24 protein-coding genes are annotated in these 26,376 nt (G+C 41.5%); 4 read left to right on the forward strand and 20 right to left on the reverse strand.

Annotated elements, in window-relative coordinates; genetic code table 11:
- The first annotated feature begins 9 nt into the window (after positions 1-9).
- Positions 10-663, forward strand: coding sequence for a uracil phosphoribosyltransferase (upp, locus tag G498_RS0107160; RefSeq protein WP_026980554.1), 654 nt, complete (start codon positions 10-12; stop codon positions 661-663).
- Here the strand turns inward: upp and G498_RS0107165 are convergent.
- On the reverse strand, positions 658-1,587 hold the full coding sequence (locus G498_RS0107165) for a DUF6427 family protein (protein WP_026980555.1): 930 nt from the start codon (positions 1,585-1,587) through the stop codon (positions 658-660). The genes upp and G498_RS0107165 overlap by 6 nt on opposite strands.
- A 113-nt stretch (positions 1,588-1,700) precedes the next feature.
- Here G498_RS0107165 and G498_RS0107175 point away from each other — a divergent pair, with 113 nt between their 5' ends.
- On the forward strand, positions 1,701-1,931 hold the full coding sequence (locus tag G498_RS0107175; protein WP_026980556.1) for a DUF6341 family protein: 231 nt from the start codon (positions 1,701-1,703) through the stop codon (positions 1,929-1,931).
- Positions 1,932-1,975: 44 nt separating this feature from the next.
- Here the strand turns inward: G498_RS0107175 and purD are convergent, their stop codons facing one another.
- Positions 1,976-3,247, reverse strand: coding sequence for a phosphoribosylamine--glycine ligase (gene purD / locus G498_RS0107180; RefSeq protein WP_026980557.1), 1,272 nt, complete (start codon positions 3,245-3,247; stop codon positions 1,976-1,978).
- Between the two features lie 113 nt (positions 3,248-3,360).
- Between purD and G498_RS0107185 the strand changes: the two genes are divergently transcribed.
- The gene (locus G498_RS0107185) at positions 3,361-4,671 is read left to right on the forward strand and encodes a phenylacetate--CoA ligase family protein (protein WP_026980558.1); all 1,311 of its coding nucleotides are present in this window, start codon (positions 3,361-3,363) and stop codon (positions 4,669-4,671) included.
- Here the strand turns inward: G498_RS0107185 and G498_RS0107190 are convergent.
- The 18 genes from G498_RS0107190 to G498_RS0107280 all read right to left on the reverse strand — a co-directional run bounded on the left by G498_RS0107190 (position 4,668) and on the right by G498_RS0107280 (position 22,636).
- The gene (locus tag G498_RS0107190) at positions 4,668-5,423 is read right to left on the reverse strand and encodes a glycosyltransferase family 2 protein (protein WP_026980559.1); all 756 of its coding nucleotides are present in this window, start codon (positions 5,421-5,423) and stop codon (positions 4,668-4,670) included. The genes G498_RS0107185 and G498_RS0107190 overlap by 4 nt on opposite strands.
- Positions 5,423-6,790 (reverse strand): undecaprenyl-phosphate glucose phosphotransferase, encoded by a 1,368-nt coding sequence (locus tag G498_RS0107195; RefSeq protein ID WP_026980560.1) that lies wholly within the window; start codon positions 6,788-6,790, stop codon positions 5,423-5,425. Before G498_RS0107195 ends, G498_RS0107190 begins: the two co-directional genes overlap by 1 nt.
- Positions 6,790-7,773 (reverse strand): UDP-glucuronic acid decarboxylase family protein, encoded by a 984-nt coding sequence (locus G498_RS0107200; RefSeq protein WP_026980561.1) that lies wholly within the window; start codon positions 7,771-7,773, stop codon positions 6,790-6,792. Before G498_RS0107200 ends, G498_RS0107195 begins: the two co-directional genes overlap by 1 nt.
- The gene (locus tag G498_RS0107205; RefSeq protein ID WP_026980562.1) at positions 7,770-9,086 is read right to left on the reverse strand and encodes an O-antigen ligase family protein; all 1,317 of its coding nucleotides are present in this window, start codon (positions 9,084-9,086) and stop codon (positions 7,770-7,772) included. Before G498_RS0107205 ends, G498_RS0107200 begins: the two co-directional genes overlap by 4 nt.
- Positions 9,022-10,134 (reverse strand): DUF1972 domain-containing protein, encoded by a 1,113-nt coding sequence (locus G498_RS0107210; protein ID WP_026980563.1) that lies wholly within the window; start codon positions 10,132-10,134, stop codon positions 9,022-9,024. The genes G498_RS0107205 and G498_RS0107210 overlap by 65 nt, the downstream gene beginning before the upstream one ends.
- Positions 10,135-10,216: 82 nt before the next feature.
- A complete protein-coding gene (locus G498_RS0107215) occupies positions 10,217-11,362 on the reverse strand; it encodes a glycosyltransferase family 4 protein (RefSeq protein ID WP_081694216.1) in 1,146 nt (381 codons plus the stop codon).
- Positions 11,359-12,594, reverse strand: a complete 1,236-nt coding sequence (locus G498_RS0107220) for an O-antigen ligase family protein (RefSeq protein WP_026980565.1) — start codon at positions 12,592-12,594, stop codon at positions 11,359-11,361. Before G498_RS0107220 ends, G498_RS0107215 begins: the two co-directional genes overlap by 4 nt.
- Positions 12,591-13,268, reverse strand: coding sequence for an acyltransferase (locus tag G498_RS0107225; protein WP_026980566.1), 678 nt, complete (start codon positions 13,266-13,268; stop codon positions 12,591-12,593). The genes G498_RS0107220 and G498_RS0107225 overlap by 4 nt, the downstream gene beginning before the upstream one ends.
- Positions 13,261-14,538, reverse strand: coding sequence for an oligosaccharide flippase family protein (locus tag G498_RS0107230; RefSeq protein WP_026980567.1), 1,278 nt, complete (start codon positions 14,536-14,538; stop codon positions 13,261-13,263). The genes G498_RS0107225 and G498_RS0107230 overlap by 8 nt, the downstream gene beginning before the upstream one ends.
- Positions 14,539-14,550: 12 nt before the next feature.
- Positions 14,551-15,054: a hypothetical protein gene (locus G498_RS0107235; protein WP_026980568.1), complete on the reverse strand. Its 504-nt coding sequence runs from the start codon at positions 15,052-15,054 to the stop codon at positions 14,551-14,553.
- Between the two features lie 107 nt (positions 15,055-15,161).
- Positions 15,162-15,710, reverse strand: a complete 549-nt coding sequence (locus tag G498_RS0107245; RefSeq protein WP_026980569.1) for a hypothetical protein — start codon at positions 15,708-15,710, stop codon at positions 15,162-15,164.
- Positions 15,711-15,751: 41 nt separating this feature from the next.
- The gene (locus tag G498_RS0107250) at positions 15,752-17,614 is read right to left on the reverse strand and encodes a glycosyltransferase family 39 protein (protein ID WP_026980570.1); all 1,863 of its coding nucleotides are present in this window, start codon (positions 17,612-17,614) and stop codon (positions 15,752-15,754) included.
- Positions 17,615-18,445: a class I SAM-dependent methyltransferase gene (locus G498_RS0107255; protein WP_026980571.1), complete on the reverse strand. Its 831-nt coding sequence runs from the start codon at positions 18,443-18,445 to the stop codon at positions 17,615-17,617.
- Positions 18,445-19,566: a dTDP-4-amino-4,6-dideoxygalactose transaminase gene (gene rffA / locus G498_RS0107260; protein WP_026980572.1), complete on the reverse strand. Its 1,122-nt coding sequence runs from the start codon at positions 19,564-19,566 to the stop codon at positions 18,445-18,447. Before rffA ends, G498_RS0107255 begins: the two co-directional genes overlap by 1 nt.
- A gap of 7 nt (positions 19,567-19,573) precedes the next feature.
- A complete protein-coding gene (locus G498_RS14795) occupies positions 19,574-20,239 on the reverse strand; it encodes a formyltransferase family protein (protein WP_131387692.1) in 666 nt (221 codons plus the stop codon).
- Positions 20,232-21,158, reverse strand: a complete 927-nt coding sequence (locus G498_RS0107270) for a glycosyltransferase family 2 protein (RefSeq protein ID WP_026980573.1) — start codon at positions 21,156-21,158, stop codon at positions 20,232-20,234. Before G498_RS0107270 ends, G498_RS14795 begins: the two co-directional genes overlap by 8 nt.
- Positions 21,155-22,264 (reverse strand): ATP-grasp domain-containing protein, encoded by a 1,110-nt coding sequence (locus tag G498_RS0107275; protein ID WP_026980574.1) that lies wholly within the window; start codon positions 22,262-22,264, stop codon positions 21,155-21,157. Before G498_RS0107275 ends, G498_RS0107270 begins: the two co-directional genes overlap by 4 nt.
- Positions 22,265-22,267: 3 nt before the next feature.
- A complete protein-coding gene (locus tag G498_RS0107280; RefSeq protein ID WP_026980575.1) occupies positions 22,268-22,636 on the reverse strand; it encodes an EamA family transporter in 369 nt (122 codons plus the stop codon).
- A 229-nt stretch (positions 22,637-22,865) separates the two neighbouring features.
- Here G498_RS0107280 and G498_RS15400 point away from each other — a divergent pair, with 229 nt between their 5' ends.
- Positions 22,866-26,222 carry a CotH kinase family protein gene (locus G498_RS15400; RefSeq protein ID WP_051269787.1) on the forward strand — a complete coding sequence of 1,119 codons (3,357 nt, stop codon included), beginning with the start codon at positions 22,866-22,868 and terminating at the stop codon, positions 26,220-26,222.
- Positions 26,223-26,376 lie beyond the last annotated feature (154 nt).

Raw genomic sequence — 26,376 nt, forward strand, 5'->3', positions numbered from 1 at the left:
ACCAATCGTATGCACATCCATTATATCTCCGAGCAAAACAGCATTCTGAACCATTTTTTAACCCAGCTGCGCGATGTCACCATTCAGAAAGACAGCATGCGTTTCCGCAAAAACATCGAACGCATCGGAGAAATCATGGCGTACGAATTGAGTAAAACGCTTGATTATAAAGCCATTTCCGTACAAACCCCTTTAGGTGTAAAACACACGACCACCGTAGCGGAACCTGTGGTTTTGTGTTCCATTTTACGCGCCGGTTTGGCCTTACATCAGGGTTTTATGAACTTTTTTGACGATGCGGAAAACGGTTTCGTATCGGCTTACCGTCACCACTATAACAACGACGACGCTTTTGAAATTCTGGTGGAATATCAGGCCGCGCCATCCTTTGAAGGCAAAAACCTGATTTTAATCGACCCCATGCTGGCTACCGGACAGTCCTTAGTGGCGGTACTTCACAAACTGCATTTAGAACAAAAACCAAAAGAAATCCACATTGCGGTAGTCATAGCCGCGCCGGAAGGAATTGCCTTTTTGGAGAAAAATCTACCGGAAAACTGTCATTTGTGGGTGGCTGCGTTAGACGAAAAACTCAACGAGAAAAACTACATTGTTCCCGGTTTGGGCGATGCCGGTGATTTGGCCTACGGCAGCAAATTATAACTGCCCAAAGAAAATAATTAAGGCAACCACTACAATGGTACCCAAAACGCCTTCTTTTACCCACTTGTTCTCCTGACTTTCCAGAAAATTGGTGCCAAATACCGCCAAAGGAAAAAAGGTAAACATCAGGAAACTGTTGTTCTTATCTGCCGACAAAACGTAGATGCCAACCCCCAGAAGGAAGGTGAAAATGATCTTTTTATACGACGACTGCATGTTTAACGGCCGGTTGGAAAGCGACAACAGCTGCGTGGCAAAAAACAAAACCGCCACCGAAGAAAAGAACGCCAAAGCGACATTCTGAAACGTATTTTCAAAGTAGGTAAAATCGAAACTTACCCGTATCTGGTGCTGTACAAAATCCATCAGGCTGTGGTCGATTAATAAAACCGTCATCAGAAATAAGGTTCCCACGGCAAACAGGGCGATAAAGGGAATAATCCAGTTCCGGTAATCGCCGGACACGTGAAAAATAACGGAAATAAAAACCAGCACCAGAAAGAGAATCGCCCAAAAATGAAACACAGTCGCCACAAAAATCCAGAGCGACGCATCAAAAATTTTCTCTTTCGGGGTTATCATCGACTGCATGGAAACCAAACGGCGTAAGGCCAAAAGCAGGAAGAAGTTGGATAAAATCACATTGGTATTGACCAAAACCGTCGGGAAAAGAATCAGAAAAACGGCGAAAAAAAAGGCAGCATAACTGTTGTCTTTACTCAACCCGTTTCGTTTCGTGATAAAGCGGACCAAAAAAACCGAAGCCGTCAATACCCCCAGAAAAACTATTTTCTCTGCGATTTGATGATACTGTCCTGTCCAGCTTAAATCCTTGGTGAGGTACAAAAAATAGAACACCACCAGCATCAAACCGATTAAAACATAATTAATTGGACGAGATTTATTAAAAAGACTTGCTATCATGCAGATATTTTATATTTTTGTGACTGTAAAGATAACATTTGTACAAAAGAGACCAACACGTGGTACGAAGTTTTCCATGATTTGGTTCCCTATAAAATTTAAAAACGAAACCTATGAAAGCTTTTTTTGAAGGAATTCAGTATTTATTCGAAGAAATTCTTTTCGCACCCATGAACTGGATGAGAGAAATGGAATTGTCGAACTGGTGGACTGCCAACCTTGTTAACTGGATTTTCATTGTAGTATGCTGCTACTGGACTTGGTATTGGACCAAAGAATTGAAAATTTTCAAAGACAAAGGAGACGACGAGCAGGATACTACGGCTCACTCTTTCTTAAAATAAAACATAAAAAATCCCGATTTCATCGGGATTTTTTATTTCATTTATTACAAATCGAAACCAATATCTTTTCGGTAATACATCTTTTCGAAATGCAGTTTTTCGATATTCGCATACGATTGGGCAATCGCTTCTTTAAAGTTGTCGCCATACGAAGTCACGGCAAGCACACGACCGCCGTTGGTAACTACCCGACCGTCTTTTAAAGCGGTTCCGGCATGAAACACAATCGAACCTTCCACGTTTTCCAAGCCTGAAATCACTTTCCCTTTTTCATAATCTTCCGGATAGCCGCCGGATACGACCATGATCGTCGTGGCGCTTCGCGAATCGATTTCAAACTCTACTTGGTCTAAGGTTTGGTTTGCCATCGCTTTAAAAATCTCCACCAAATCGGATTGCAGACGCGGCATCACCACTTCCGTTTCCGGATCGCCCATGCGCACGTTGTATTCGATTACAAACGGATCGTTGCCTACTTTAATCAAACCGATAAACACAAATCCTTTGTAATCAATATTGTCCTGCTGAAAACCGTTGATGGTCGGTTTTACAATGCGGTCTTCTATCTTCTGCAGGAATTCGGCATCGGCAAACGGTACGGGAGACACGGCACCCATTCCTCCGGTGTTCAGCCCGGTATCGCCTTCGCCTATTCGTTTATAATCTTTAGCGGTTGGTAAAATTTTATAGGATTTACCGTCGGTTAAGACAAAACAGCTCAATTCAATGCCGTCCAGAAACTCTTCAATTACTACTTTGGAAGAAGCCTCTCCGAATTTCGCATCCACCAACATGTTTTTCAGTTCCTGTTGCGCCTCGGCCAAATCGTTCAAAATCAAAACCCCTTTTCCGGCGGCTAATCCGTCTGCTTTTAAAACATAAGGAGCCTTCAAAGTGGTTAGGAATTCACAACCGGCTTCCACAGTATCTTTGGTAAAACTCTGGTAGCGTGCCGTTGGGATGTTGTGTTTTACTAAAAATTCTTTGGCAAACTCTTTGCTGCCTTCCAGTTGGGCTCCGTGTTTCGACGGACCAATTACCGGAATGTGTTTTAACTCGGTATCGTTTTTAAAGAAATCGTAAACGCCGTTAACCAGCGGATCTTCCGGGCCTACCACCACCATTTCGATGTTTTCGGTTACCACCAGATTTTTTACCGCGGCAAAATCATTGGGATTGATATTGACGTTGGTCGCTATCGAAGCCGTTCCCGCATTGCCCGGCGCCACAAAAAGTTTGGAACACTGAGAACTCTGAAGCATTTTCCAGGCCAGCGCGTGTTCTCTTCCGCCCGAGCCTAACAATAAAATAGTCATGGTGTTGTGTTGTTGATTCGGGTGCAAAAATAGTCGGTTTTCCACGGAAAAAAAAGTTTCAAGGCTTAGTTTATAGTTTCGGTTTTACTATTTTTGGAAAAAATCCCCGAGACGTGTTCCGATTGTTCGATTTATCGCTGCAACTAAACGGTTTTCGCATGAAGGAAGCCCAGACGCTTTTCAACTCGATTCTGGCTGTACCGGAAGCGGAATACCCGCAGTATGTTGAAAATCAGCGCCGAAAAATTGCGGAATACCATTTACAGCACAATCTTTTTTATCAGAAACTTGCCGGAACTACCGAATTCATGTCCTGGAACGATTTGCCGGTGCTCACCAAAAAAGACCTTCAAAAACCCTTGGACGAACGGCTTTCGAAAGGGTACCGAAAACAATCGGTTTTCGTAAACAAGACTTCAGGCTCCAGCGGCGATCCGTTTGTTTTTGCCAAAGACAAAGAAGCGCATGCCTTAACCTGGGCCTCGATTATTTACCGGTTTGGCTGGTACGGCATTGATTTCAACAAATCGTATCAGGCACGGTTTTACGGGATTCCGTTGGATTTTATCGGCTACCGGAAAGAACGCCTGAAAGATTTTTTAGGACGGCGCTACCGTTTCCCGATTTTCGATTTGTCAGATCGGTTTCTGGAAAAAGTACTGCAACATTTCCGGACGAAAAAGTTCGACTACATCAACGGGTATACGAGTTCCATTGTCCTGTTTGCCAAATTTTTACAGGCAAAAAATATCATACTGAAAGATCTCTGCCCAACGCTGAAAGTGTGCATGGTCACTTCCGAAATGCTTTTTGATGCCGATAAAAAACTGCTCGAAGCCCAATTCGGCATCCCGGTGGTGAACGAATACGGCGCTTCCGAGCTGGATTTGATTGCCTTTCAGAATCCTCAGGACGAATGGCAGGTGAATTCCGAAACGCTTTTTGTGGAAATTTTAGACGAAAACAACCAACCCGTACCGCACGGAACCGAAGGCCGCATCGTAATTACGGCGCTGTACAACAAAGCGCATCCGTTCATCCGCTACGACATTGGCGATGTGGGCATTTTAGACGAAAAAAGCACCTTCAAAAAACCGTTGCTCAAAAAACTGATTGGCCGCACCAACGATGTCGCCGTTTTACCCAGCGGAAAAAAATCACCGGGACTGACGTTTTATTACGTGACCAAATCGATTATTGAAGACGACGGGAATGTGAAGGAATTCATCATCCGTCAGACGAAAATGGATGCGTTTGAAATTGATTATGTCTCTTCAGAAGCATTAACACCAGAGCAAATTAAAGGGATCCAGCAGGCCATCGACACGTATTTAGAACCCGGTCTGCATTTTACATACAACCGAAAAGAAACACTCGAGCGGACTTTGCGCGGAAAACTGAAACAGTTTCAGTCGGAGCTTTAGTTGCGGTACTTCATAAAACCGCGGTACATCCAGTGCAGCATGTAATAGACGGACTGGAAAACATTGAGTTTTTCCACTTCGCGGTAAAACTGCCATTGGTATTTAATCAGGTTCTTTTTGTTTCGGGAAAGCGAATTTTCACGCATCCTGTAAACGGCTTTGGGTTCTTTGATACCGTAAGCGAAAGGTATTTCTTTTAGGTATCGCAGCCACAAGCCCATGTCCTGACGTTTGCGGATTTCGGGCATGAACTTTTTCCCAAGTGCTTCAATGTTGACAAAAGCTGTTAGACAACTTATCGAATTGGTTTTAAGGATATCGGTATAAGTTACTTTTTCCGGCACAATAAAGTCGGAATACACAAATTCCAGATTTTCGTTCGATCGCTTGTACGAGGAAAAAACAAAACCAATCCCGGTTTCTTTAATCGTGCGGATACTGTTTTCAATGAAATCCGGAAACCAGAGATCATCGGCATCCAGAAAAGTCATGTACGCTCCGGTGGCGTTTTCAATGCCCACGTTTCGGGCTTTGGCCGGTCCGACATTCTCCGGCAACGGAAAAAACTTAATCCGCGGCTCGTTTTGACAAAGCGTTTTTACCACGGCAACGGTTTCATCGGAAGAACCATCATCCACAATAAGCAGTTCCCAATTGTTATGGGTTTGCTGCTGAACCGACACAACCGTCGCTTCAATGTACTTCGCCGAATTGAACGTTGGGGTGATTATGGAAACTAAAGGGTTGGCCATTAATACGCTTTTTCTTCGCCCTTAAAAATATTGATCACCGTCTGAACGATAATCTTAAAATCTAACAGTAACGACCAGTTTTCGATGTAAAACACGTCGTACTTGATGCGGTTGATCATATCTTCATCGGTTTCGATTTCGCCTCTGAAACCGCGAACCTGCGCCAGACCTGTAATTCCGGGTTTTACATGGTGGCGTACCATATATTTTTTGATGCGGTTCCCGTAGGTTTTGTTCTGGGACCACAAATGCGGTCGTGGCCCTACGACAGACATTTCACCCAGCAGTACATTGAAAAACTGCGGCATTTCATCCAGACTGGTTTTCCGGATAAAACGTCCGATCCGGGTTACCCTTGGGTCGTTTCGGGAGGCTTCTTTTTCGGTCATGGAATTAATCTGCATCGAACGGAATTTGTAACAGAAAAACTCCTGTTCGTTCAATCCGGGACGACTCTGTTTAAAGAACACGGGGCCTTTAGACTCCAGTTTAATCAGAATGGCCAGAATTGGCGTTAACCAGGAAAGGAAAAATACCACGACCAGCAAAGAAAAAAAGATGTCAAAAACCCGCTTTACAAACATCACCACCGGCTCATCCAAGGGTGATTTCTGAAGGGATAACACCGGGAAAAACTCATAGTAGTCAATCTTCAGGTTCTTGGAGAAAATTTCTTTAGAATCGGGAATGAATTTTATCCCGATGTTATGCTCATCGGCAAATTCCACTAAATTTTTTATCTTCTCGTTGGAAAGCTCCCCAAGCGAACAATAAATTTCATCCACTTTGTTTTCAATAAGAAAGGTGTAAATCGAGCTTAAATCGCCTTTTACCTCTTTGTTCTGAACCTTGTCTGAAAAAAAGCCCAAAAAACGATAGCCGAAATCTATCCGGGTTGTAAAAAGATCTTTCAGCCGGATGGCTTCTTTGCTGTACCCGATAATAATGGCGTTTCTGTAGTTGCTTCCCGTTGCAATACGGTATTTTTTAAGATAATAAAACGTGAGACTCTTAAAAATGATAATCCAGGAAAACGTCAGGGAAAGCGACAAAGCAATAGCCCTGCCACTGAAGATGGTTTCTTTGGAGAACGGAAAAAAGGCAATGACAACCAGAAGAAAAATTACCGCCTGCTTGGCTATTTTGGAAAAAATCTGAACCGGTGTGGTATAGCGGTAAATCTCATAAAACCCTGAAAAATATGCAATTATAAACCAGCAACTGATCTGATACAGGTTAAAATACCAGAAATTCAGTTTCAGCTCTCTGAAGAAAAAAAAGGGCAGCCCGATCAGTGCGATCAAATCGATGATGATACTGATGGGTTTTAAATATTTCGAATATCTTCCTCTTTGTGCTGCCGTCATTATTTGATGTACTCCGAGAAATCTTTGTGCTCTTCTTTGGCCAATTCTTCCGGGGATAGCGATTTAAAATACTCATACGTAAGCTTCATGCCTTCGGCGCGGCTTACTTTGGCCTCCCAGCCTAAAATCTCTTTCGCTTTGGTCGTGTCCGGCTGACGCTGCATCGGATCGTTAACCGGTAAAGGATGGTAGACCACTTTTTGCTGTGTTCCGGTTAATTTGATGATTTCTTCGGCAAAATCCTTAATCGTAATTTCGTCCGGATTCCCGATGTTTACCGGCAGATGATAATCGGAATGCAACAAACGGTAAATGCCTTCTACCTGATCGTCTACGTAACAGAACGAACGGGTTTGGGAACCGTCACCGAAAATCGTTAAATCTTCTCCGCGCAAAGCCTGACCGATAAAAGCGGGAATCACACGGCCGTCATTCAGGCGCATTCTCGGACCGTAGGTGTTGAAGATCCTGACAATTCTTGTTTCCACACCGTGAAACGTATGATACGCCATGGTAATGGATTCCTGAAAACGTTTGGCCTCGTCATAAACCCCTCGTGGGCCGATGGTATTCACATTTCCGTAGTATTCTTCGGTTTGCGGATGTACCAACGGGTCGCCGTACACTTCGGAAGTAGAAGCAATTAAGATTCTGGCTTTCTTCACACGGGCTAAGCCCAATAAATTATGGGTGCCCAACGAGCCCACTTTCAGCGTCTGAATCGGAATTTTTAAATAATCGATCGGACTGGCCGGGGACGCAAAATGGAGTATATAATCTAATTTTCCGGGTACGTGTACAAACTTGGTGACATCGTGGTGGTAAAATTCGAAATGCTCTAATTTAAAAAGGTGCGCGATGTTTTTCAAATCGCCGGTAATCAAGTTGTCCATTCCGATGACGTGATACCCTTCTTTTATAAAACGGTCACACAAATGGGAGCCCAAAAAACCCGCGGCTCCGGTTATCAATATTCTTTTCATTGTATCAGTCTTTTATCAAATCGCTGTTTTGAAATCGCAAACAAACCGTAAAACACTATGAAAAAAATAATGCCACGCTGTCTGCTCAAAAAGGATTCTGTCAAAAATAAGCTTATCATTAAAACTGAAAAAGAAATATACACAAAATCTTTACTTTGGAATGCATTTTTTAAACAAATTCCCAACATTAACAGCAAGAGTACAAATCCGGGCAGCCCGATTTCGGCAAAAAACTGCACGTATTGGTTGTGAAAGTTAAATTCGTCGTACCCGGCATACAGATTGTGCTCGATTCTTTTTTCCTGAATTTTGGGTTTCGTGGCATTCAGCCCGTATCCCAGCATCCAATTCGGGTTTTCACGGAGCATTTCGAGAAAAATCCTGAACTGATACACGCGCAAAGCCGCTCCCGGAAAAAAATCGTTCTGGTTAAAGGTTTCGTTGTTCCAGGCTTCGTAAACCGACACGTTATAAACCGTTCCTTTATCACTGCTGATTTCCCGGTTTATGGTGTTTTGTGTGAGGTTAGACGACACTTCAATTTCGAAACGCTGTCGTATTTTCTGAAAAAAAACCGCGGCAAACACCAAACCCAACCCTGCGACTGCCAACGCCACCCGCTTTCTGTTTTTAAAATCCAGAAAAAAGAAAAGATAAAGCGCGTTAAGGAATAAAAAAACCAACAGCACGTTTTTTGACGAAAGCAGTACAATCAGAACGGCCAAAACGGCTAACGAAAATTTATCCCAAAAGGTCTTGTTCTTTTTAATGAGGAATGCCGTAAACGCCAATGTCATGTAAACCGAAACGTGAATCGCATTTACATCCTGAGTAACCAGTTCGTGATAGAAAAAAACCGAGGAATCTTTTTCCGTTAAAAACCGCACAACGGCCTTAAGCAGATAAAAAACCGCATAAACTACATACACAACCCCAAAATAGTGAATGATCTTTTGGTATTGAATTACCGTAAAGGGCTTATTAATCATAAAACAGACCGGAATCAGCAGAAACGGAAATACTTTGAAAAGTGTTGCAACGGTTTCGGCAAAATCAATGGTCCAAAGCAAGGAGGCGGCCATTACAATATAAATGAGAACCGGGTAAATCAAATCCCGGCAGAACACTACGTTCTTTTTCCGAAACAAAAGCAGCGATAATCCGATAAAAACACCCACACTGATACTGTTGTAGGCATACCGCAACGGAATGGTGGTTAATACCAGCAGTAACGGCAAAAACAGATAATTAGCCTTGGTTTCCTGCCAGATGTCTTGCGTAGCATTCTTCAAAGAGTTGTAAATAATCGCCATTAATTTTTTCCCAGTTAAAATCTTTTTCAATTGCTTCGTAGTTGTTTTTAATCTTCTGCAGGTTATCGCTTTTAACCGCCGTATGCAGCAGTTCTTTCACGTCATTGGGTGAGGAAAAATAGAATGCGTTGTCCTTTAAAACCCCTTTGTTGAAATCGTTGTGATGCGCCGCGATCAGGGCTTGTGAGGCCATAGCTTCCAACAGCGACGGATTGGTTCCTCCCACGGAATGCCCGTGAAAATAAATATTGGAATAATACCGGAGACTGTTTAAGTGCTCCAGGTTGTAAATTCCACCCATAAAACGGATGTGCGGAAAATAGCGGAACTTGTTCTTAAGGTATTCCCCGTATTTGGTTTCATGCTTGCCAACCACCAAGACAGGTGTTTTTTTCTCACAAAGCGAAACGCCTTCCAAAACCATATCGAGGTTGTTTTCGGGTTCAAAACGCGCCATAATCATGTTGTACCCGCCTTTCTCGACTTTGTATTCCTGAAGGATGCTTTCATCGGGACTGTTGAACGGATAAGCGCCGTAGGCAATATAAGTGGACTCTTTTTTGTAGGTTTTCTTCAAGAAGGACTGAATCCCCAACGAATCGGCCACCAGATAATCGCTCGATACTGCCGCCAGCCATTCGGCCACTTTTAAAAATTGCTGCACCGGCCAGGAATACTTGGAACGCTTCCATTCCAAACCGTCCATATTGGTAATGATGATCGGTTTTTTAGGCAACAGGAAAAACCAAATGGAATTGCTGGTATAGCCCAATTGCAGAATGATGTCGAAATTCCTTTTCCGGGAATCCATGATACAGTTGTAATCGTAGATAAATTGCCCGAAAGTGCCGTATTTGTACTCGGGATCGTGCTGGTGGATGATGTGCACCCCGTGAAACATTTTTTCCTGATACGGATGGTTGTGGGAATTATAACAATAGACTTCGTGGCCTTTCTCGGCCAGATAAACCGAGAAAAACTCGGCAAATTGTTCGAAGCCTCCGTAATAATTGGGAACTCCTCTTGTTCCTATAATGGCAATTTTCATGAAAAACAGATTACATTTCAAAAGTAACTATTTTAACATGATCTTTGCAAGAAATGTTACAGATTGCTTGTTTTGACTCGGATTAAATTTGTTGAAACAATTTTTCAAAATCCGTGATGTATTTTGTAACCGAAAAGTTTTGACGGGCACGTTCATAGCCTTTTTGCCCCATTTGTATCCTTAATTCAGGGTATGCAATCAATTTATGAAGCGCGGCTGATAATTCCGAAACATCGTTGGGAGCAATCAGATAACCGGTTCCTTTATTTTCGATGATTTCTCTTAAGCCGCCATGGTCAGAACCTATTACTGGTTTTTGGGCCAACATCGCTTCCAACGCAACCATTCCGAAAGACTCCGGTTCCGTAGACGGCATTAAAGCAATGTCGGTTATCGACCAGATCGGGGTGAGATCTAAAGTAAAAGGCAATATTTTTACCATATCATTTAACTGATTGTCTGCAATGATTTGCTCAACTTCCTCTAAATAATATTCCTGATTCAAAACCGGCGAACCAACAAATAAAAATTTCAGATTCTTATGCTTAGAAAAATGTTCTGTTATTGTTTTTAACACCCATTTATGTCCTTTCAGACGGCTTATTCTCCCCACCAATGTCACTACAACATCCTCATTTTCGAATCCGTAATCTTCCTTGCCGATAAAAGAGCTGTCTTTGTTGTCAGGCTCCAATCCATTATGAATGACCATTGCCTTTTTCGAAAGCTTTGGGTTTCGTTTGGTTAGATTTTCTTTTGTCGCATGTGAATTGCAAATGATTACATCCGAAAAACGATTCAGTAAAATTGGAAAAGCAGCGGCAAATATTTTCGGGTGTTCAATTATTTCATGGACATGCCATAAATGTCTTTTCTTTACTTTCATGGCAGACAGCATTCCTAACAAAACCGCTAACGTATTCGAATAGATAAAATCAAATTGATGTTTGCGGTGTAACGCGGAAACCGTTTTTAGTCCTTTACGGATGTCCCTGACAAACCGCACCAGATTTTTAGGTGTGAACATATCCCGGTACAGCTTTAAAACAGGAGCAATTACAACCTCAATGTTTACAAGCTCCAATTCCCTTTTTAAAGGCCCGTCAAAAGGCAAAATCACTACTGGATGAAACCTGCTTCTGTCCAGCTTTTGCAAAAGCAGTAACAGCGTTTTATCAGACCCGTAAAGTTCCGCTGATTGGTGTATGAATAAAATTTTTCTCATCATACATTATTCTTTAGGAGCCGGTTTTTATACGCAAAGAGAAAGCCTATGAAAAGGGATTTGGTATCTACCAAATTATAAAATCCCATAAACACCCAATTGGAAAAAATCAGGAAAACCCCGGTTCCTACAAAAAGATAATTAATATTTGTAAGCATTAGATTTGACGGAATTTTTTTTTCATCCCTTTTAAAAAAGAAAAATATGGTATACAAATAAATGATCACCCCAACAATGCCTGTTTTCAGGAAAACAGTCATATATCCGTTGTGCAAAATGGATATTTTCCGCAACAACATATCCCCCAGATAAATCTCCTTTTTCAAATCGACCTGAGCTCCAACTCCTTCCCCAAATATGTAGGTTTTGTTAAGGGTTAACTGTTCTACTGTTCTTATATTTTCGTAAGAGCGGTAGTTGTCATTAAACTCTTTCCAGTTATCTTTATTTACCCTTGTGCTAAATGCCTCAATGGGTGCCACTTTGATTTTGTACAGAAATTCATCAATACCTTTTCCGTTTCGTTTCGGATTGTAAGAATAAATCAAAGCATAACTGATTCCTATAAACACAAGGGACGACACTATCACAATCAAAGATCTTTTAGTCAGAATCAAAAGACCCTTTACTGCCATTACAAGAATAACAAACTGTATGAAGTTGGTCCTGGCCAAATAGAAAAAACTTGACAAACCCAATATGGTCAGAAAGATAATTCTCTGTTTATGCGTAAATCCTAAGTCAAACTGTTTCCAGAAGAGAAGTATGACAAAAATGTATACTTCAAAATCATTGAAATACCCGGCATGAAACCTGATGTCTCTTACATTTCTCGCACCTTCGATTACAATGCCGTAACCAACAAGCAACAAATGATAACTGGCTATTGCCACACCGGCATACACTAAAAACCGAAACGGTTTTTCAATTTTATCGCTGAACAACTGGTAGCCGATAATCAGTCCCAGTATCGGTTTGAGCATGTAAGTAATGTCCCGTATAACAAAATAAACTTCATGTTCGTAAAAGAAACCGACGATAATTGAAAGCATGAAAATTAACAGAAATCCTGCAAGATACTTAACAAACGGCTTATAGTAGTTTTTTCTGAGTGTCACAAAAGTTGCCAAACTCCAGACAACAAAGGACAATTCATAGTTGTTAAAAAACGGGATCACTACACAAATTATGAAAAGGACTTGGTTGTAGAATTCTTTATTCAGTGTAATTTTCATCCTATTGTTTTTAAAATTTTTGCAGGAACACCGCCAATCACAACATTGTCCGGAAAAGTACCGTTAACAACTGCTCCTGCCGCAACTACGGTATTATTACCTATAGTGCTGCCGTCTAAAAAAGTAACTTTTGCTCCTACCCAAACGTTGTTTCCTATTTTAATCCCTTTCGAAGTAACACCCTGTTCCCTAATCAGTTTATCCGGATTGCCGAATACATGATTCTCCGAATGAAAGCTAATGTAAGAACCCATGATTACATCATTTCCGATTTCAATGCCTCCGGATGCCCCAAAATGAGTGTAATCCCCAATGGCTGAATTATCACCCATCGTCAGTCCTTTTCCGTATTTTGAAAAATGACTCGTACAGGTTAAATGCGAATAGGCTCCAATTTTACAATTATGCCCTAGCGAAATTTTCTGAGAAGCATAGCCGTCTAACCGCACTTGTCTTTCAATCGTTACATTTCGCCCGAAACTGAAATTGCTTTTGTTCCAGATTACTGTTCCGGAACCCAGGAATACTTTTCTTCTCAACTTGAACAACCCTCTGGAAAGCATGACAAAGCGGATCCATAACGACCTCAGGATTAGGCTGTCCGGAATACGCGGGTCGAGCTCATAGCTTTTTCCCGTTTTTTGTAATAACGACTTAAAAAGGGCTTTAACCATTCTGTTTTCTGAGTCTTATTTCTGAAAATTTTCCTCTGATGCAAAGTAAGTAAAATAAAATGACTATTGCTTCAGTTCCTATCAAACTGTAAAAAACGCCATAAACCTTATAATAGGGTAACACCAAAACAATAACCAGTAAATTGAGAACGACAACGACAGAAGTCAGCCGAACATAAAACCTGTTGAAATTCCAGCCCAATACTAATTGTTTCAACGGAATGGTGATGGCCAGAACTATTGGTATAAAAACGGCTACCCGTAAAAGGTTGCTCAGAAAATATCGGTTCGTCGGGTTGAAGTACGATACCACATCGTAAGAGAAAAAATAAAGAAAAACCATTCCGAAGAGTACAAAAACGAAGTTAAACCCGTTGTAAATTTTCCAGTTCCGGATTCCTTTTTCCGGATTGGTTTCCAGCAGGTAACAGACTTTCGGGAATACATAATTGAAAAACAAAAAGATATACGTCTTGAAAATCACAATGATTTGTTCTATGATTTTATACTGCCCCGCCATCAGGTTGTTGCCAAAAAAACTGATCAGCATCACTGGGGTATTCAGCTGCAGAGCCACAAAAATCTGCGAGGAAAACATAGAGAAATCCTTTTTAAGGAAATGCACAACGTCTTTAAAAGCAACGGTCCGGAATGAAAAACGATACACTTTAAAAATCAGAAACAGAAAAAAACCGTTGGCCAGTATCATCCCCAGCCCCCATAAAAAATTAACATACACATAATCGGAGGCCGATTTGACCATCACAAAAACCCCCAACAGGTATATAAGTTTTGAAATGATGTTCGAAACCGTAATCCATTTTACGTTTTCCAGACCTTGCAGAAACCAGGTGGGATTTAAAAACTGCCCCGCCAGAACCATCATACTCATCAGAAACAAGGTCCGCTCGGCTTTAAAGTACGGAATTGTAAAGAACATCGTTATCGCCAGCAAGAGTACAACCAACAAAATAAGAAAACGTGACGTATAACTGACAAGCAGGATATTTTGCAGTGCCTCTTTATCATGCCGGTTAACAGATACTTCTCTTACTCCCACCAGGTCTGAACCATAATCGACAAAAACAATCAGGAAAAAAGAAAGTGCCATTCCCACGGCTATTTTTCCGAAGTTTTCTTCACCGCAAATGCCTACGATATACGGCACAACCAAAAGTGGTGTGACCAGATTGAATAGTTGCCCAAAGCCATAAACAATAAGTTTTTGGAATTGGGTGTTGGTTAGTATTTCTCTTAATTTCTTTAACATTCTAAAGCAGTACTACTTTTTAAATTTTAATTCTTCCAGTTTTACTGCTAAATAGTATCCGTTCGGATATAAGGAAGGACCGTTAGGCTGTTGCGCTTTTCGGGTTAAGGCTCCCGATTTTTCATCCAGAACTGTATTGGATTGATCGATACGAAAATATTTGTAAATGTCTTTGCCTTTGGCTTCGAATTTGTGGTTCTTGTATACAAATTCAAATTTATTGAAAATGATTTCGCCTTGTTTCGGATTGCGACCTAAATCCAATCGAACCTGAGTGGGAAGGGCATTCTTGGGAAACCGAATGTCAATTTTCTGGTTTTTGTCTTTGCCTTTCACCTTTACCCAGAACGAAGCCCCTTCATTAAAGTTAATCGTTCCGTCATTAGTGTAAAAAACCTGGATGGAATCGTTTTGCTTCATCACAACATCAATATTCATTCTATACAACTGACTGTCGTTATCCCGCATACACGACGCAAAAAAGCACAAGCTGAATACTAAAATTGCTTTATACATGAACCTTTCTTTTATTCTAAATGCAAACATGTCAAAAGTAACCAATTTAAACAAAAAACCACAAAAAGCGAATGCTTTTTGTGGTTTTTACAGCCTTTTATGGTTTATTATTTTTTAGTCGATGTAATCTTTATGATACCGTCTATAGATCCCTGAGCTGGATAATAGTATGGCGTTTTATAAACACCATCTTTTTTCAAGATTGTCACCGTTCCTTTGGCAGCATCAATTTTAGTATTGAACTGTTTGTCTTCGATAAAATATTTGAAAAATTCAGATCCTTTGAATTGGAAATCCTTACCAAAGTAATCCACTTTTACATTTTTAATTACCACGGAATCCTGATCGTTGTTTAAACCGAAATCCAATCGGATATGCGTTGGCATTTTTTCTTCCGATAAATTAAACGTCACTTTCTGAAATTCAGGACCTCCTTTGATACCAGCCCAAACGGCATTTATGTCTTTAAAATTTGTAGTTCCGTCTTCCGAGAAATACATGGCGAAATTGTCAGACTTCGCTGCTGAAGCTTCAATTTCTACATTAAAATATTTTTTAACATCTTTGTTTTCTTCTTTGCTTACTTCTTTTTCATTTTTACAAGAAGTCAAAGTCGCAACTGCTGCGAATAAAACTATTAAAAACTTATTTTTCATTTTACTGGTTTTTTTGCAAATGTAATAGGTTTTTTGAAATGTCACTCTTTCTTTAGTTGAATATTTGAGATTTGCGCGTTTCTATCCAAACCACTCCCGGCGAAATCGTTTACAAACTCAATCGAAATGGTTACCGTTTCGTCTTTTTCCTGAACAAAATCAAGGGTATATTCCTTATTGGCTTTTTCATCCAGTTCAATGCTTTTGTACATTTTTTGATTCAGATAGATGTTAATTTTGGCATTTTCGTTGTTTATTTTCTGCTCCGGCATGCTCTTCCCTGAAATCACTAATTTGTATTTGCCTTTAGAAACAAACGTTGGTACAGATGACGATTTAGAATTTTCAAAAAACATCAGGTTGCCGCTTCCGTCAAATTGGGCATTTTGAAATTGTGCTAATTTGATGGGTTTTACTTGCTGATCGGCTGCTTTTTTCGAAACAAAATGTTTCGCCCAGGCATCGTGCAATTCAATGGTCTGATCGATCGTGTAATTCTCCTGAATAAATTGTTCGGTTTCCGGAGTGACTGCATAAGGCCTGGAATTCCCGTCGATATACCAGAACGATTCCTGAACCACCGTTTTGGTTTTGACATCGTTAATATACCAGTCTAAATTTTTCTCATACACATTCTTAATGGTAAAATCTTTGTCCAAATAAAAGGACAACAACCAACCCCAACTGGAAATAACGGTTTCGTTTTCTTTGTTTTGATCCTTAATTTGAAGGCAAATATCGTTGAACTGTGACTTTACCCGTGTTGTATAATATTGTTTTTCAACGGTTAAACTGTATAAAAACAAACCGGAAAGTAACAGTGTCACCAGTATTTTCAGTTTGTTGTTTTTTAAAAGCGAAATAGCCAAAGCTATCGTAAGCACCAACCCCGGAACGATCGGAGTCAGGTATCGGCTTAACATAACAGATGTCTCACCCATGGATTTTATCAACACAAACAGAAAGTAAAAAAGTACCCAAACAAAAACCGCAATTGGTCCAAACCATACAGATTTATCCACTTTACCGATTTTATAACTTTTAATCAGTGCGGCGGCGATAACCACAACGATTGCCAAAACCGACAAATACAGCAATAGAGCATTCCCGCCTGATATCTGTTGCAGAACTAGCATCACATAATCATACGTTGGCTTTTGCACCCAAAAACTAGTGATTTTGGAAGCATTGACCACTTTCGGATACACCGGTGCAAACACCAGTAAGGTAACAATACCGGCAAGGAAAGAATACCCGATGTAAGACATGCGTTCTTTCTTCGACTTTAAAAAGAAGAAAAAAATACCAATCACGATAAAGATACTGATAACACTGATAATCCCTATGGGTTGTGCGTTGGTGATTAAGCCGATGAAAAGTCCGAGATAAAGGGCATTTTTCAGGTTTACCGCTTTCAAAAAGAGAATCAGTCTGTAAAAGGCGAGAATCACAAAAAGCATTAAAAGCGCATACGACCTTCCTTCCTGTGAATGTTCAATATGAAAAGGATGCACGGCCAATAAGAATGCCGCGATGTAGCCTGTATTTTTAGTAGCAACTTCTTTACCCAACAAATACATACTAAAAACACCCAGTACCCCAAAAATCAAGGATACAAAACGAATGGTGTACAACGTATGTCCAAAAATCAAACTGAAAAACCGGACAATCAGAAAATAAAGATGCGGAATCCCTTCCCGGAACATGTTTACTTCGTGAAATTCCTTTAAGGAAACATCCGGATCGGCTTCTTTCAAAGTGTGTAACTCATCAATCCAGGCGCCCTGAAAACCCAGATGGTAAAGCCGTAGGATAATACTCAAGCCAAGAATGGTTAAAAGAATGTAATTAAACTTTATAACCTTCTCGGAATGATTGACATTGATATTTATTGATATGTTCATCTAAATTTTCTTTTTTGCAACAATAAAACAACTGCTTCCAAAGGCAGTTTTCTTACCCAATTTAATATTTTGAATTTCTTTATCCCAAATCTTGTTCAATACCTTATCCATGAAACCGCTTTTAACGGTATGCTCGTTCTTGTACTTGTCCAGATCATTTGAATTTTTGTGCATGCCTAATCGGCTTGGCAAAGAGCGCGACAAGAAGATTGGTAAAGGTAGTAAGGAAAACAGGTAACTGCTATAAGTAATTTCAAAACCAGCCTTCTTTAAGACTTCCTGCATGGATTTTAGGGTGTAGCGTCTGTAATGTCCTGCATCTTCATCTTCGTTTGACCATAACGCCTGATACGCCGGAACCGTAACATAAAGTAATCCGCCCGGTTGTAAATAACCGTGAATCATTTGTAAAAATTCCATATCGTTTTCAATATGTTCCACGACATCAAAAACGCCGGCATTGGGTAACGATTCGGGCTTAAAATTGGCCTCCTGTAAGGTCGCACAAACGATGTTTTTCAGACCTCTTTTTGCGGCATTCAGACAACCGTTTACTCCAGGTTCCACCAAAACAGTATCTACCCCGGCTTTTTCCATGTGTTGGGAAACATATCCGTTTCCGCCGCCAATATCAAAAAAGAGATTTTGTTTCGAATACTTTTGAAAGGCTTCCAAAATACAACGGTTCCGATGATTGAACCAAAAACTTTTGTCTTCCAGTACAAAACAATCATCGTTTCCTTTTTCCGGATACGAAATGTTATTTTTATGTTTGGAAAAGTGTATCCCGTCCTGTAAGATTAAATCTGAAGTAAACGTGTTGATATCCATTACGAAATAATTTGTTTGGTAACTGTTTCCGGATTTAATTCATAAAATAGGGGTAATCGAACCAATGTGTCGGTAAAACGATCCGTTTCCGTCAAATCCCTGCCGTCATGTTTTTCAGCATAAAAAGGACTGCTGTGCAGACTGATATAATGAAAAACAGGATGAATGTCTTGTTTTCGAAGCTTATCAATTAAAGCGGTGCGTTGCTCAATATTTTTACAGATTAGGTAAAACATGTGCCCGTTGTTCGTGGCATACTCCGGAACTTGCGGCAATCCAATCTGTTGCTCTTCGGCCCAACTTCTTAACTGCTTGAAATAATTGTCCCAATGCTGGGTTCTGACTTTCTGAATCTCTTCCAGATTCTCTAACTGTGCCCACAAAAAAGCTGCGATTACTTCCGAAGGCAAAAAGGAACTTCCGATGTCCACCCAACCGTATTTGTCTACTTCTCCTCTGAAAAACGCTGAACGGTTCGTGCCTTTTTCCCAGATAATTTCCGCACGCTGGATAAACTGCTCATCGTTGATGGCCAACATACCCCCTTCTCCGGAAATAATATTTTTGGTTTCATGAAACGAAAAAGCTGCCAAATGACCGATGGAACCCAGCGCTCTTTTAACTCCATCTTTTCCAGTGTAATAACTGTCAATGGCTTGCGCGGCATCTTCCACCACATATAAATTATGCTTTTGCGCCAAATCCATAATGGTGTCCATTTCACAAGCTACACCGGCATAATGAACGGGAACAATGGCTTTGGTTTTTGGTGTAATTAAAGACTCCAGTTTTGAGGTATCCATGTTAGGATGGTTTTGCATGCTGTCGGCAAACACAATCTTCGCCCCGCGCAACACAAAAGCATTCGCAGTGGACACGAAAGTATACGACGGCATGATGACCTCATCACCTTCTTTGATGTCGATTAAAATGGCCGCCATTTCCAATGCATCAGTACACGATGTGGTCAGCAGGCATTTTATAAACCCAAACTTTTCTTCAAAGAATTTTTGACATTTTTGGGTATACTTCCCATTACCGGAAATTTTACCTGAAGCTACTGCATCGGTAATATACTCCGTTTCTTTTCCTGTTAGATAAGGCTTGTTAAATGGTATCATTTGTAGATTATTCTGCTACTTTTTTCCAAAACACCTCCGAAAGAAAACCAACGGTATACGGAAGTGCTGGTGAAAATGTTATATGCTTGTTATTAATTATAGCCTGTTTTGTACTGCCGGAATCAATCTTTAAAATCGTAAAAATCCCTCCCAACAAAAGCAGGGATGACGACTTAAAAACCGTATCAATTACCTGTTCATCTTTATCCCAGTCTACCGGGAAAGACGATTGGTGTAAAATTTTACCGGCATCCACTTCTTCATTAACCATATGGCAGCTGCCTCCCACAAAGCCCACATTCTGAATCTTGGCCTGCGCAACGGTTTCCATGCCTATCACACCGCCAAAAGCCGGTAATAAAGAATAATGCAAATTAACGAATCGTTCCGGATACAGGGAAAGGGTTTCGGTATCGATGATTTTATGAATGTTGGTAACGATGACGTCCGGAGCCAGATGGCGCAATTCCTGCTGGAGTTCTTCGGTATGGGTTCGGTTGTACTTGATTTTTCTGGCGTAAATGTTTTTATCCGCAGCAAAGTCAAGAGCCGTACAGTCCCGGTCTGCAATGACCCCGACCACTTCAACATTCATCTTCAGCGCTTCCAAAGCGTAAAAAATGAATTTTAAAGAACCGCCACCACCGGAAACAAGAAAAACAATCCTATTCATAAATTTTTTTAACAATGCTGTTGGGTCTTCCCTGCACCTGACGGAAAATCTTATAAATGTAAATACCGATAATCCCCAGAAAAGTTGAAATTACTCCTAATATTAAAACGTTAATGGCTACAATCGAGGTCCAGCCTAATTGTACTTCGTCCTGATAAATTAATTTCTCGATACCAAGGTAAAGAATAAACAGAAAACTGAAAAAGGAAATTGTAATTCCAAAATAAAACAACCATTCCAGCGGTTTACCGGTGAACGACGTAATCGCCTGTAGCATCAGTTCAGCCCTTCGTTTTATGGAATAGGTACTGGCGCCTTCCCTAACGCCTTTTTTAACCGGCAGTCCTTTTTGGTTGAAGCCTATCCAATGCCACATTCCGCCCATGAACAAATTGGCATCCTGAAGTTGTAACAACGCGTCGACATACTGTCGGGTCATCAAACGTTCGGTAAGCAGGTTGTGGGGGATTTTGGTGTCGGAAAGTTTATTTATGGCATGCCAAAACAGGCTGCCGGCATTTTTCTCAATAAAATTGCCTTTTCTGGTTTCCTGATAGCCATACACTACATCGAGCGTACTGTCTTTGCCCATTTCTTTATAGTAATCCACGATTACATATGGAGACGTTTCCAAGTCATTGTCGATTAAAAAAACATACTCGCCTTTGGAATGCGCCAAACCGGCCTGTATGGCATAATGATGCCCGAAATTTCGGGACAGATCAATCAGTTTCAGCTGCGGATACTGCTCTTTCTGCGCTAAAAGATAGGCAAGAGAATCATCCGGGGAACCGTCGTTCACAAAAATCAACTCGTACGCTTCAATTTTAAGAACTTTTATGGCCGCTGTCATTTCTTTGAGAAACACCTCCAGAAACGGTTTGGAACGATATAATGTGGTAACTACGGATAATTTCATAATAGCTCGACTTTTTTATTCGATTGGTATATTAAATAACCTGAACGATCGTTGCTGTTGGTAACTTCCTTGAGCGTTTCACTCAAAATTTGCTTTTCCACATCGAAAGCATTCACGCCGGAAAAATACGGATTTATTGCTTCTGTTTCCTTACAAAGAAAATAGACGCCTGAAAATTGATGATTGTTTAAAACCGGTGACTCAAAAGAATTCAACGCAATATCGATTACGCCTTTAACAAAATCGTAACCTGTAGACAATGCCACCAAATGTGAACCGATGAAATCACCGCCCATTCTAGCGCCCACTTCGATAACAAAAACTTCACCGTCCGGAGTAATTTTAAATTCGGAATGTCCTGCGCCGTTTTTAATATCCAAAGCGTCTAAACATTTTAATGTTTCTATTTTGATTTTCTCCTGAATGTCAGAAGGCAACTGCGAAGGTTGATGATGTGCTAATTCCACAAAGTGAGGCGCTCTTGTTGTGACTTTGTCAGTAATGGCCAAAATATAATGGCTGCCGTTCCAGGAAATAGTTTCTACACTCACTTCTGCTCCTTCGATATAGTGTTCCACTAAGGCTTGTCCGGAAAAAGATTCCTGAATGGCATAAGTAATGGCTGATTCCAAAGCATCTGCTGAAAGTACTTTGGTCACACCCCGGCTGCCGGAACGGTCTGCTGGTTTTACGATTACCGGAAAATGCAGGGACGGAACCTCCCTTTCCCATTCTGTAACTACCGCGAATTTTGGTATCGCGCAACACTGGGCGGCAAATGCTTTTCGCATCTCCCCTTTATTGGTGGAAGCCAAAGCGGAAGCATACGAATTGGAGATTAAGTTTAGTTTTTCGGCTACATAGCAAATCGTCGGAACGGCCATGTCTGTGGCAATCGTGGTTATACCATCAATCCCTATTTCAGTACATTTCTCAAGGATTGCTTCCTTCTCCAAAATCGAAATCGGATAGAAATACGCTGCAACCTCTTTGCACACAGCTCCTTCCGGCCAGGCAAAACAGTGGGTCTCTATCCCCATCGCATTGGCTTTTTCCACTAACGGCAACTGCAGGTAACTTGCTCCGATTATGGCTAATTTTTTCATATCCTAATACTTCACCGTAACCATAGTTCCAACAATAATCAACACCAAACCAACTGCTTTCCCCACGGTAAAGGTTTCACCCAAAAATAAAACCCCAATCATAAAAACCAGAGCCGGCGCCAGACTCATAAAAGGATATGCTGTGGTAATTTCTAATTTAGTCATGGCGGCCATCCAGAAAAGCGAGGCTATAAAAGCCGAAACAAATCCGGAAAACACAAAAGGATCAAGAATCAGTTTGGTTAAATAAATTCCTTTATCTATCACCCTTTCTGGTAAAATCACTTTTAAAAGAGACAACCTCCATTTGAGAACAATCTGACCGTAAACCGTAAAAAACAGGGTACCCGCAATATATAGGTATGGATTCATATACCGGAAAAAATTTAATAATGACGAATTCATACAGCAAATTCCTCTGTAACACAACGCCAATACAAAACTAAAAAAAAAGCGCAGAACACCTACTTTTATTATTTATTTCATCGTCTGAATCGTTAAATGACACTTTCATCGTCAATTTCCCCCCTTAACCGAAAAAAAGAACACTTCCAACCGATATTAAATAACTTTATGTGTTTAATTTTCAATGTGTTGAATTATGAAATCGACAGCTACGTTATTCTACTTGTTTGTTCTGTTCTTGTTAAATCCTGCTTGGTCGCAGAGCCTTGCCATCAATGAAGTGCTTTCGTCCAATACGTCGGTCAATGCCGATGAAGACGGGAATTACGAAGACTGGGTGGAAATCTACAATTACGGCGGAATTCCCGTCAACATGAACGGTTACGGTCTTTCGGATGAAGCTGCATTGCCTTTTAAATGGGCCTTTCCCAATATCACCCTGAATCCCGGACAATACCTTTTGGTCTGGTGTTCCGATAAAAACCGCATTACGGTGGGTAATCCGCTGCATACCAATTTCAAAATCAGTTCGGCAGGAGAAACAATCCGGCTGACCAGTCCTTCTTCGGTAACCGTAAGCACTATGCCGGCAGTGGCTTTACAACCCAATGTTTCCTACGGAAAATCCCCGAACGGAACCGGCAGTTATTTTTATTTTGCAACCCCCACACCCGGACAGCCCAATTCCACAACAGCGTATGCGGAAGCGCTGAATCCACCTTCCTTTTCCCAATTGGGCGGTTTTTACACCACCGGATTTAACCTGAGTCTTTCTTCGGCTACACCCGGAACCACCATCATTTACACGCTGGACGGCTCCGATCCCGACGAAAACAACCTGGCCGGCACCACCTATTCCTATAAAAACAGCTATGCCGAACTGGCCGGACAATCCGGAGGGCCGATGCTGCAAAACAGTTTCCGCTCGTTTACCTACAGCTCGCCCATCACCATTGTAAACCGATCGGCACAAGCCAACAAACTCGCGGCCATCTCTTCCACCCAGCACCATACTCCCGCTTATCTCCCGTCAAGCCCCATCTTTAAAGGAACAGTCGTACGGGCAAAAGTCATAAAACCGGGTGCCTTGCCCAGTAAGACAACTTCTCATACTTATTTTATAACGCCTGCCGGCAGCAGTGAATTTTCGCTTCCGGTAGCCTCTATCAGCCTTTCTGAAAACAAATTGTTCAGCTATACCAATGGCATTTTCGTGGCCGGTTTGTTGTTCGATAACTGGAGAACAGCTAATCCTACGGTAGATTCTGATATTTACGAAAACAATTTTGACGCCAACTTCCATGTGTCGGGTGATGCTTCCGAACGCTCCGGCAACATTACCTATCTGGTAAACGGCACCGAAGTCGTCAATCAGGATATCGGTCTGCGGATTAACGGAGATTCCTCTCGAGGCTGGCAAAGCAAATCCTTCCGGTTGGTGGCCAGGGGCGAATACGGCAATGAAACGATAAACTATGCCTTTTTTAACGATACGCCGTTGTCGGTGTTTAACCGTCTGATTTTGCGCAACTCCGGTGGCGATTTTTTCGACACCATGTACCGCGATGCCTTTGCCCAGGAACTGGTAAAAGGAACCGGATTGGAAACCCAGGCTTATCAGCCCACCATCACTTTTGTAAACGGGGAATACTGGGGCATTTTAAATTTACGGGAACGCTATGATAAATATTATTTTAAAAACCTGTACGACATCGGGGAAAACCAACTCGATTTGCTGGAAGACGATTTAAGGGCCACCGAAGGTGATGATGTGCACTACAATGCCATGGCCTCTTATTTAACCAACAACAGCTTGGCAATTCAGGCGAATTTCGACTATATCAAAACCCAGATGGATGTAGACAACCTTCGGGATTATTACATTGCCAACATTTATTTCGACAATGTAGACTGGCCGGGCTGGAATACCGTTTTCTGGAGAAAAAAAACCGCTGCCTACCAACCGAATGCCCTTTACGGACAAGACGGAAGATGGCGGGCGGCCATGAAAGACAACGACGACTGTTTCGGAATGACCACCGGTATGATGAATCACAACAATTTAGCCGTGGCGACCGATCCTAATGGCCCCGAATATCCGAATCCGCCTTCGTCTACCCTGATTTTACGAAGTCTTTTGGCCAATAACACCTTTAAAAACAATTTCATCAACCGGTTTGCCGATCTGATGAACACCTATTTTCTGCCCAGCCGTTTTACCGCCGTGTCCAATGCCATGAAAGCCCGCATTCAGCCCGAAATGCAGGAACATCTCAACCGCTGGAACGCTTCGGATTACGGATGGTGGGAAGAAGCCATCAGCAACATGAACAACTTCGGAAATGTAAGGCCTGCCTTTCAGCGCCAGCACATCCGGGCTAAATTCGGCATCAGTTCCAACATTACGGCAACTCTGGATGTTTCCGAAATGGCACACGGGTATATCAAAATGAATACCGTTGATATTACAGAAAATACGCCCGGGGTTTCCGCAAATCCTTATCCGTGGACGGGGATTTATTTCCACAACATTCCGGTAACCCTGAAAGCCATTCCGTTAAACGGCTACCAGTTCAGTCATTGGAGCGGGGCTTCCACCAGTACAGACCCTGAGATTACGATTACCCCTACAGCTAATTTTTCGGTTACGGCCCATTTCATTCCGACGGGAAATACCAATACGCCGCAGATTATTTATTATTGGATGATGGACACGGCACTTGCCAACGATACGCCTTTAACCGCTGTCAATTCGACTTATGAACTTAATCCGGAAGGCGTTTTGCAATACCAATCCTGTCTGGTGGGTTATCCTTTTACCAGCACCCATCCAAACTGGCGGAAAGCATCTATGGAGCGCCGCAACAGTCCGACTCCGTTAAATTATATTCCGCAGGTGAATGGCGGAAAAGAATATGCGTTTTCGGATATGCGGGGTTTACAAATAAAACAACCGTTCCAGAGTGGCGGTTTGCAAAACACCATGATTTTCAATTTCTCTACAGCCGGATACCAAAACATTAAATTTGCTTTTGCTGCCTTAGACGAAGGGGCCGCCACCGGTATTACTATTGATTATGCCACCAATGCCGGAGCTCCGGTATGGACGACTGCCGGAATGAGCGCTTCTTCCTACCCGATTACCAATGCCTACCAGCGCATCGAAACGGATTTTACGCCAATTGCGGCTGCCAACAACAATCCGAATTTTAAAGTACGCCTCCGTTTCACCGGACCTAACATGACCGCCGACACCGGAGCGCGGGTAACCTTTAACAATGTTAGTGTGGAAGGGGTTGCCACCACTTTAAGTGTTCCCGAAAATCCGCTTCCTGAATTCTTAGTTTATCCTAATCCGGTACAGGATGTTTTACACTTAATGCATGATTACGCTTTCGTAGAGTATACGCTCTTCACCATCGACGGCAGAATCATCAGAAAGGGAACTCTGGACAACCGGGAGCTTAATGTTTCATCGCTTCCTTCCGGGGTGTATCTGTTGCGCTTACAGGCCGATGATAAAACCGCTGTTAGAAAATTCATCAAACAATAGTTGTTTCACGATATAAGAAAAAGGGATGCTTTTCGGAGTATCCCTTTTGTTTTTTACACAATCCCTACTCGTTTTTTGACGATTATATCTGCTTTGTAACGACAATAAAATATTGACCTTTAGAGGGTTAAGTATATTTGTTATACTAATATAT

It is taken from the genome of Flavobacterium suncheonense GH29-5 = DSM 17707 (assembly GCF_000430025.1).
Taxonomy (GTDB): Bacteria; Bacteroidota; Bacteroidia; order Flavobacteriales; family Flavobacteriaceae; genus Flavobacterium; species Flavobacterium suncheonense.

Bases quoted from the DNA above. Each gene is read 5' to 3' on its own strand.
- G498_RS0107255 (WP_026980571.1), bottom strand. From the start codon at position 18,445: ATGGATATCAACACGTTTACTTCAGATTTAATCTTACAGGACGGGATA.
- G498_RS0107215 (WP_081694216.1), bottom strand. From the start codon at position 11,362: ATGATGAGAAAAATTTTATTCATACACCAATCAGCGGAACTTTACGGG.
- G498_RS0107220 (WP_026980565.1), bottom strand. From the start codon at position 12,594: ATGAAAATTACACTGAATAAAGAATTCTACAACCAAGTCCTTTTCATA.
- G498_RS0107225 (WP_026980566.1), bottom strand. From the start codon at position 13,268: ATGGTTAAAGCCCTTTTTAAGTCGTTATTACAAAAAACGGGAAAAAGC.
- G498_RS0107210 (WP_026980563.1), bottom strand. From the start codon at position 10,134: ATGAAAATTGCCATTATAGGAACAAGAGGAGTTCCCAATTATTACGGA.
- G498_RS0107275 (WP_026980574.1), bottom strand. From the start codon at position 22,264: ATGAAAAAATTAGCCATAATCGGAGCAAGTTACCTGCAGTTGCCGTTA.
- G498_RS15400 (WP_051269787.1), top strand. From the start codon at position 22,866: ATGAAATCGACAGCTACGTTATTCTACTTGTTTGTTCTGTTCTTGTTA.
- G498_RS0107190 (WP_026980559.1), bottom strand. From the start codon at position 5,423: ATGGCCAACCCTTTAGTTTCCATAATCACCCCAACGTTCAATTCGGCG.
- G498_RS14795 (WP_131387692.1), bottom strand. From the start codon at position 20,239: ATGAATAGGATTGTTTTTCTTGTTTCCGGTGGTGGCGGTTCTTTAAAA.
- G498_RS0107205 (WP_026980562.1), bottom strand. From the start codon at position 9,086: ATGGCGATTATTTACAACTCTTTGAAGAATGCTACGCAAGACATCTGG.
- G498_RS0107165 (WP_026980555.1), bottom strand. From the start codon at position 1,587: ATGATAGCAAGTCTTTTTAATAAATCTCGTCCAATTAATTATGTTTTA.
- G498_RS0107195 (WP_026980560.1), bottom strand. From the start codon at position 6,790: ATGACGGCAGCACAAAGAGGAAGATATTCGAAATATTTAAAACCCATC.
- G498_RS0107270 (WP_026980573.1), bottom strand. From the start codon at position 21,158: ATGAAATTATCCGTAGTTACCACATTATATCGTTCCAAACCGTTTCTG.
- G498_RS0107245 (WP_026980569.1), bottom strand. From the start codon at position 15,710: ATGAAAAATAAGTTTTTAATAGTTTTATTCGCAGCAGTTGCGACTTTG.
- G498_RS0107230 (WP_026980567.1), bottom strand. From the start codon at position 14,538: ATGTTAAAGAAATTAAGAGAAATACTAACCAACACCCAATTCCAAAAA.
- G498_RS0107250 (WP_026980570.1), bottom strand. From the start codon at position 17,614: ATGAACATATCAATAAATATCAATGTCAATCATTCCGAGAAGGTTATA.
- G498_RS0107200 (WP_026980561.1), bottom strand. From the start codon at position 7,773: ATGAAAAGAATATTGATAACCGGAGCCGCGGGTTTTTTGGGCTCCCAT.
- G498_RS0107235 (WP_026980568.1), bottom strand. From the start codon at position 15,054: ATGTATAAAGCAATTTTAGTATTCAGCTTGTGCTTTTTTGCGTCGTGT.
- G498_RS0107280 (WP_026980575.1), bottom strand. From the start codon at position 22,636: ATGAATCCATACCTATATATTGCGGGTACCCTGTTTTTTACGGTTTAC.
- upp (WP_026980554.1), top strand. From the start codon at position 10: ATGCACATCCATTATATCTCCGAGCAAAACAGCATTCTGAACCATTTT.
- purD (WP_026980557.1), bottom strand. From the start codon at position 3,247: ATGACTATTTTATTGTTAGGCTCGGGCGGAAGAGAACACGCGCTGGCC.
- rffA (WP_026980572.1), bottom strand. From the start codon at position 19,566: ATGATACCATTTAACAAGCCTTATCTAACAGGAAAAGAAACGGAGTAT.
- G498_RS0107175 (WP_026980556.1), top strand. From the start codon at position 1,701: ATGAAAGCTTTTTTTGAAGGAATTCAGTATTTATTCGAAGAAATTCTT.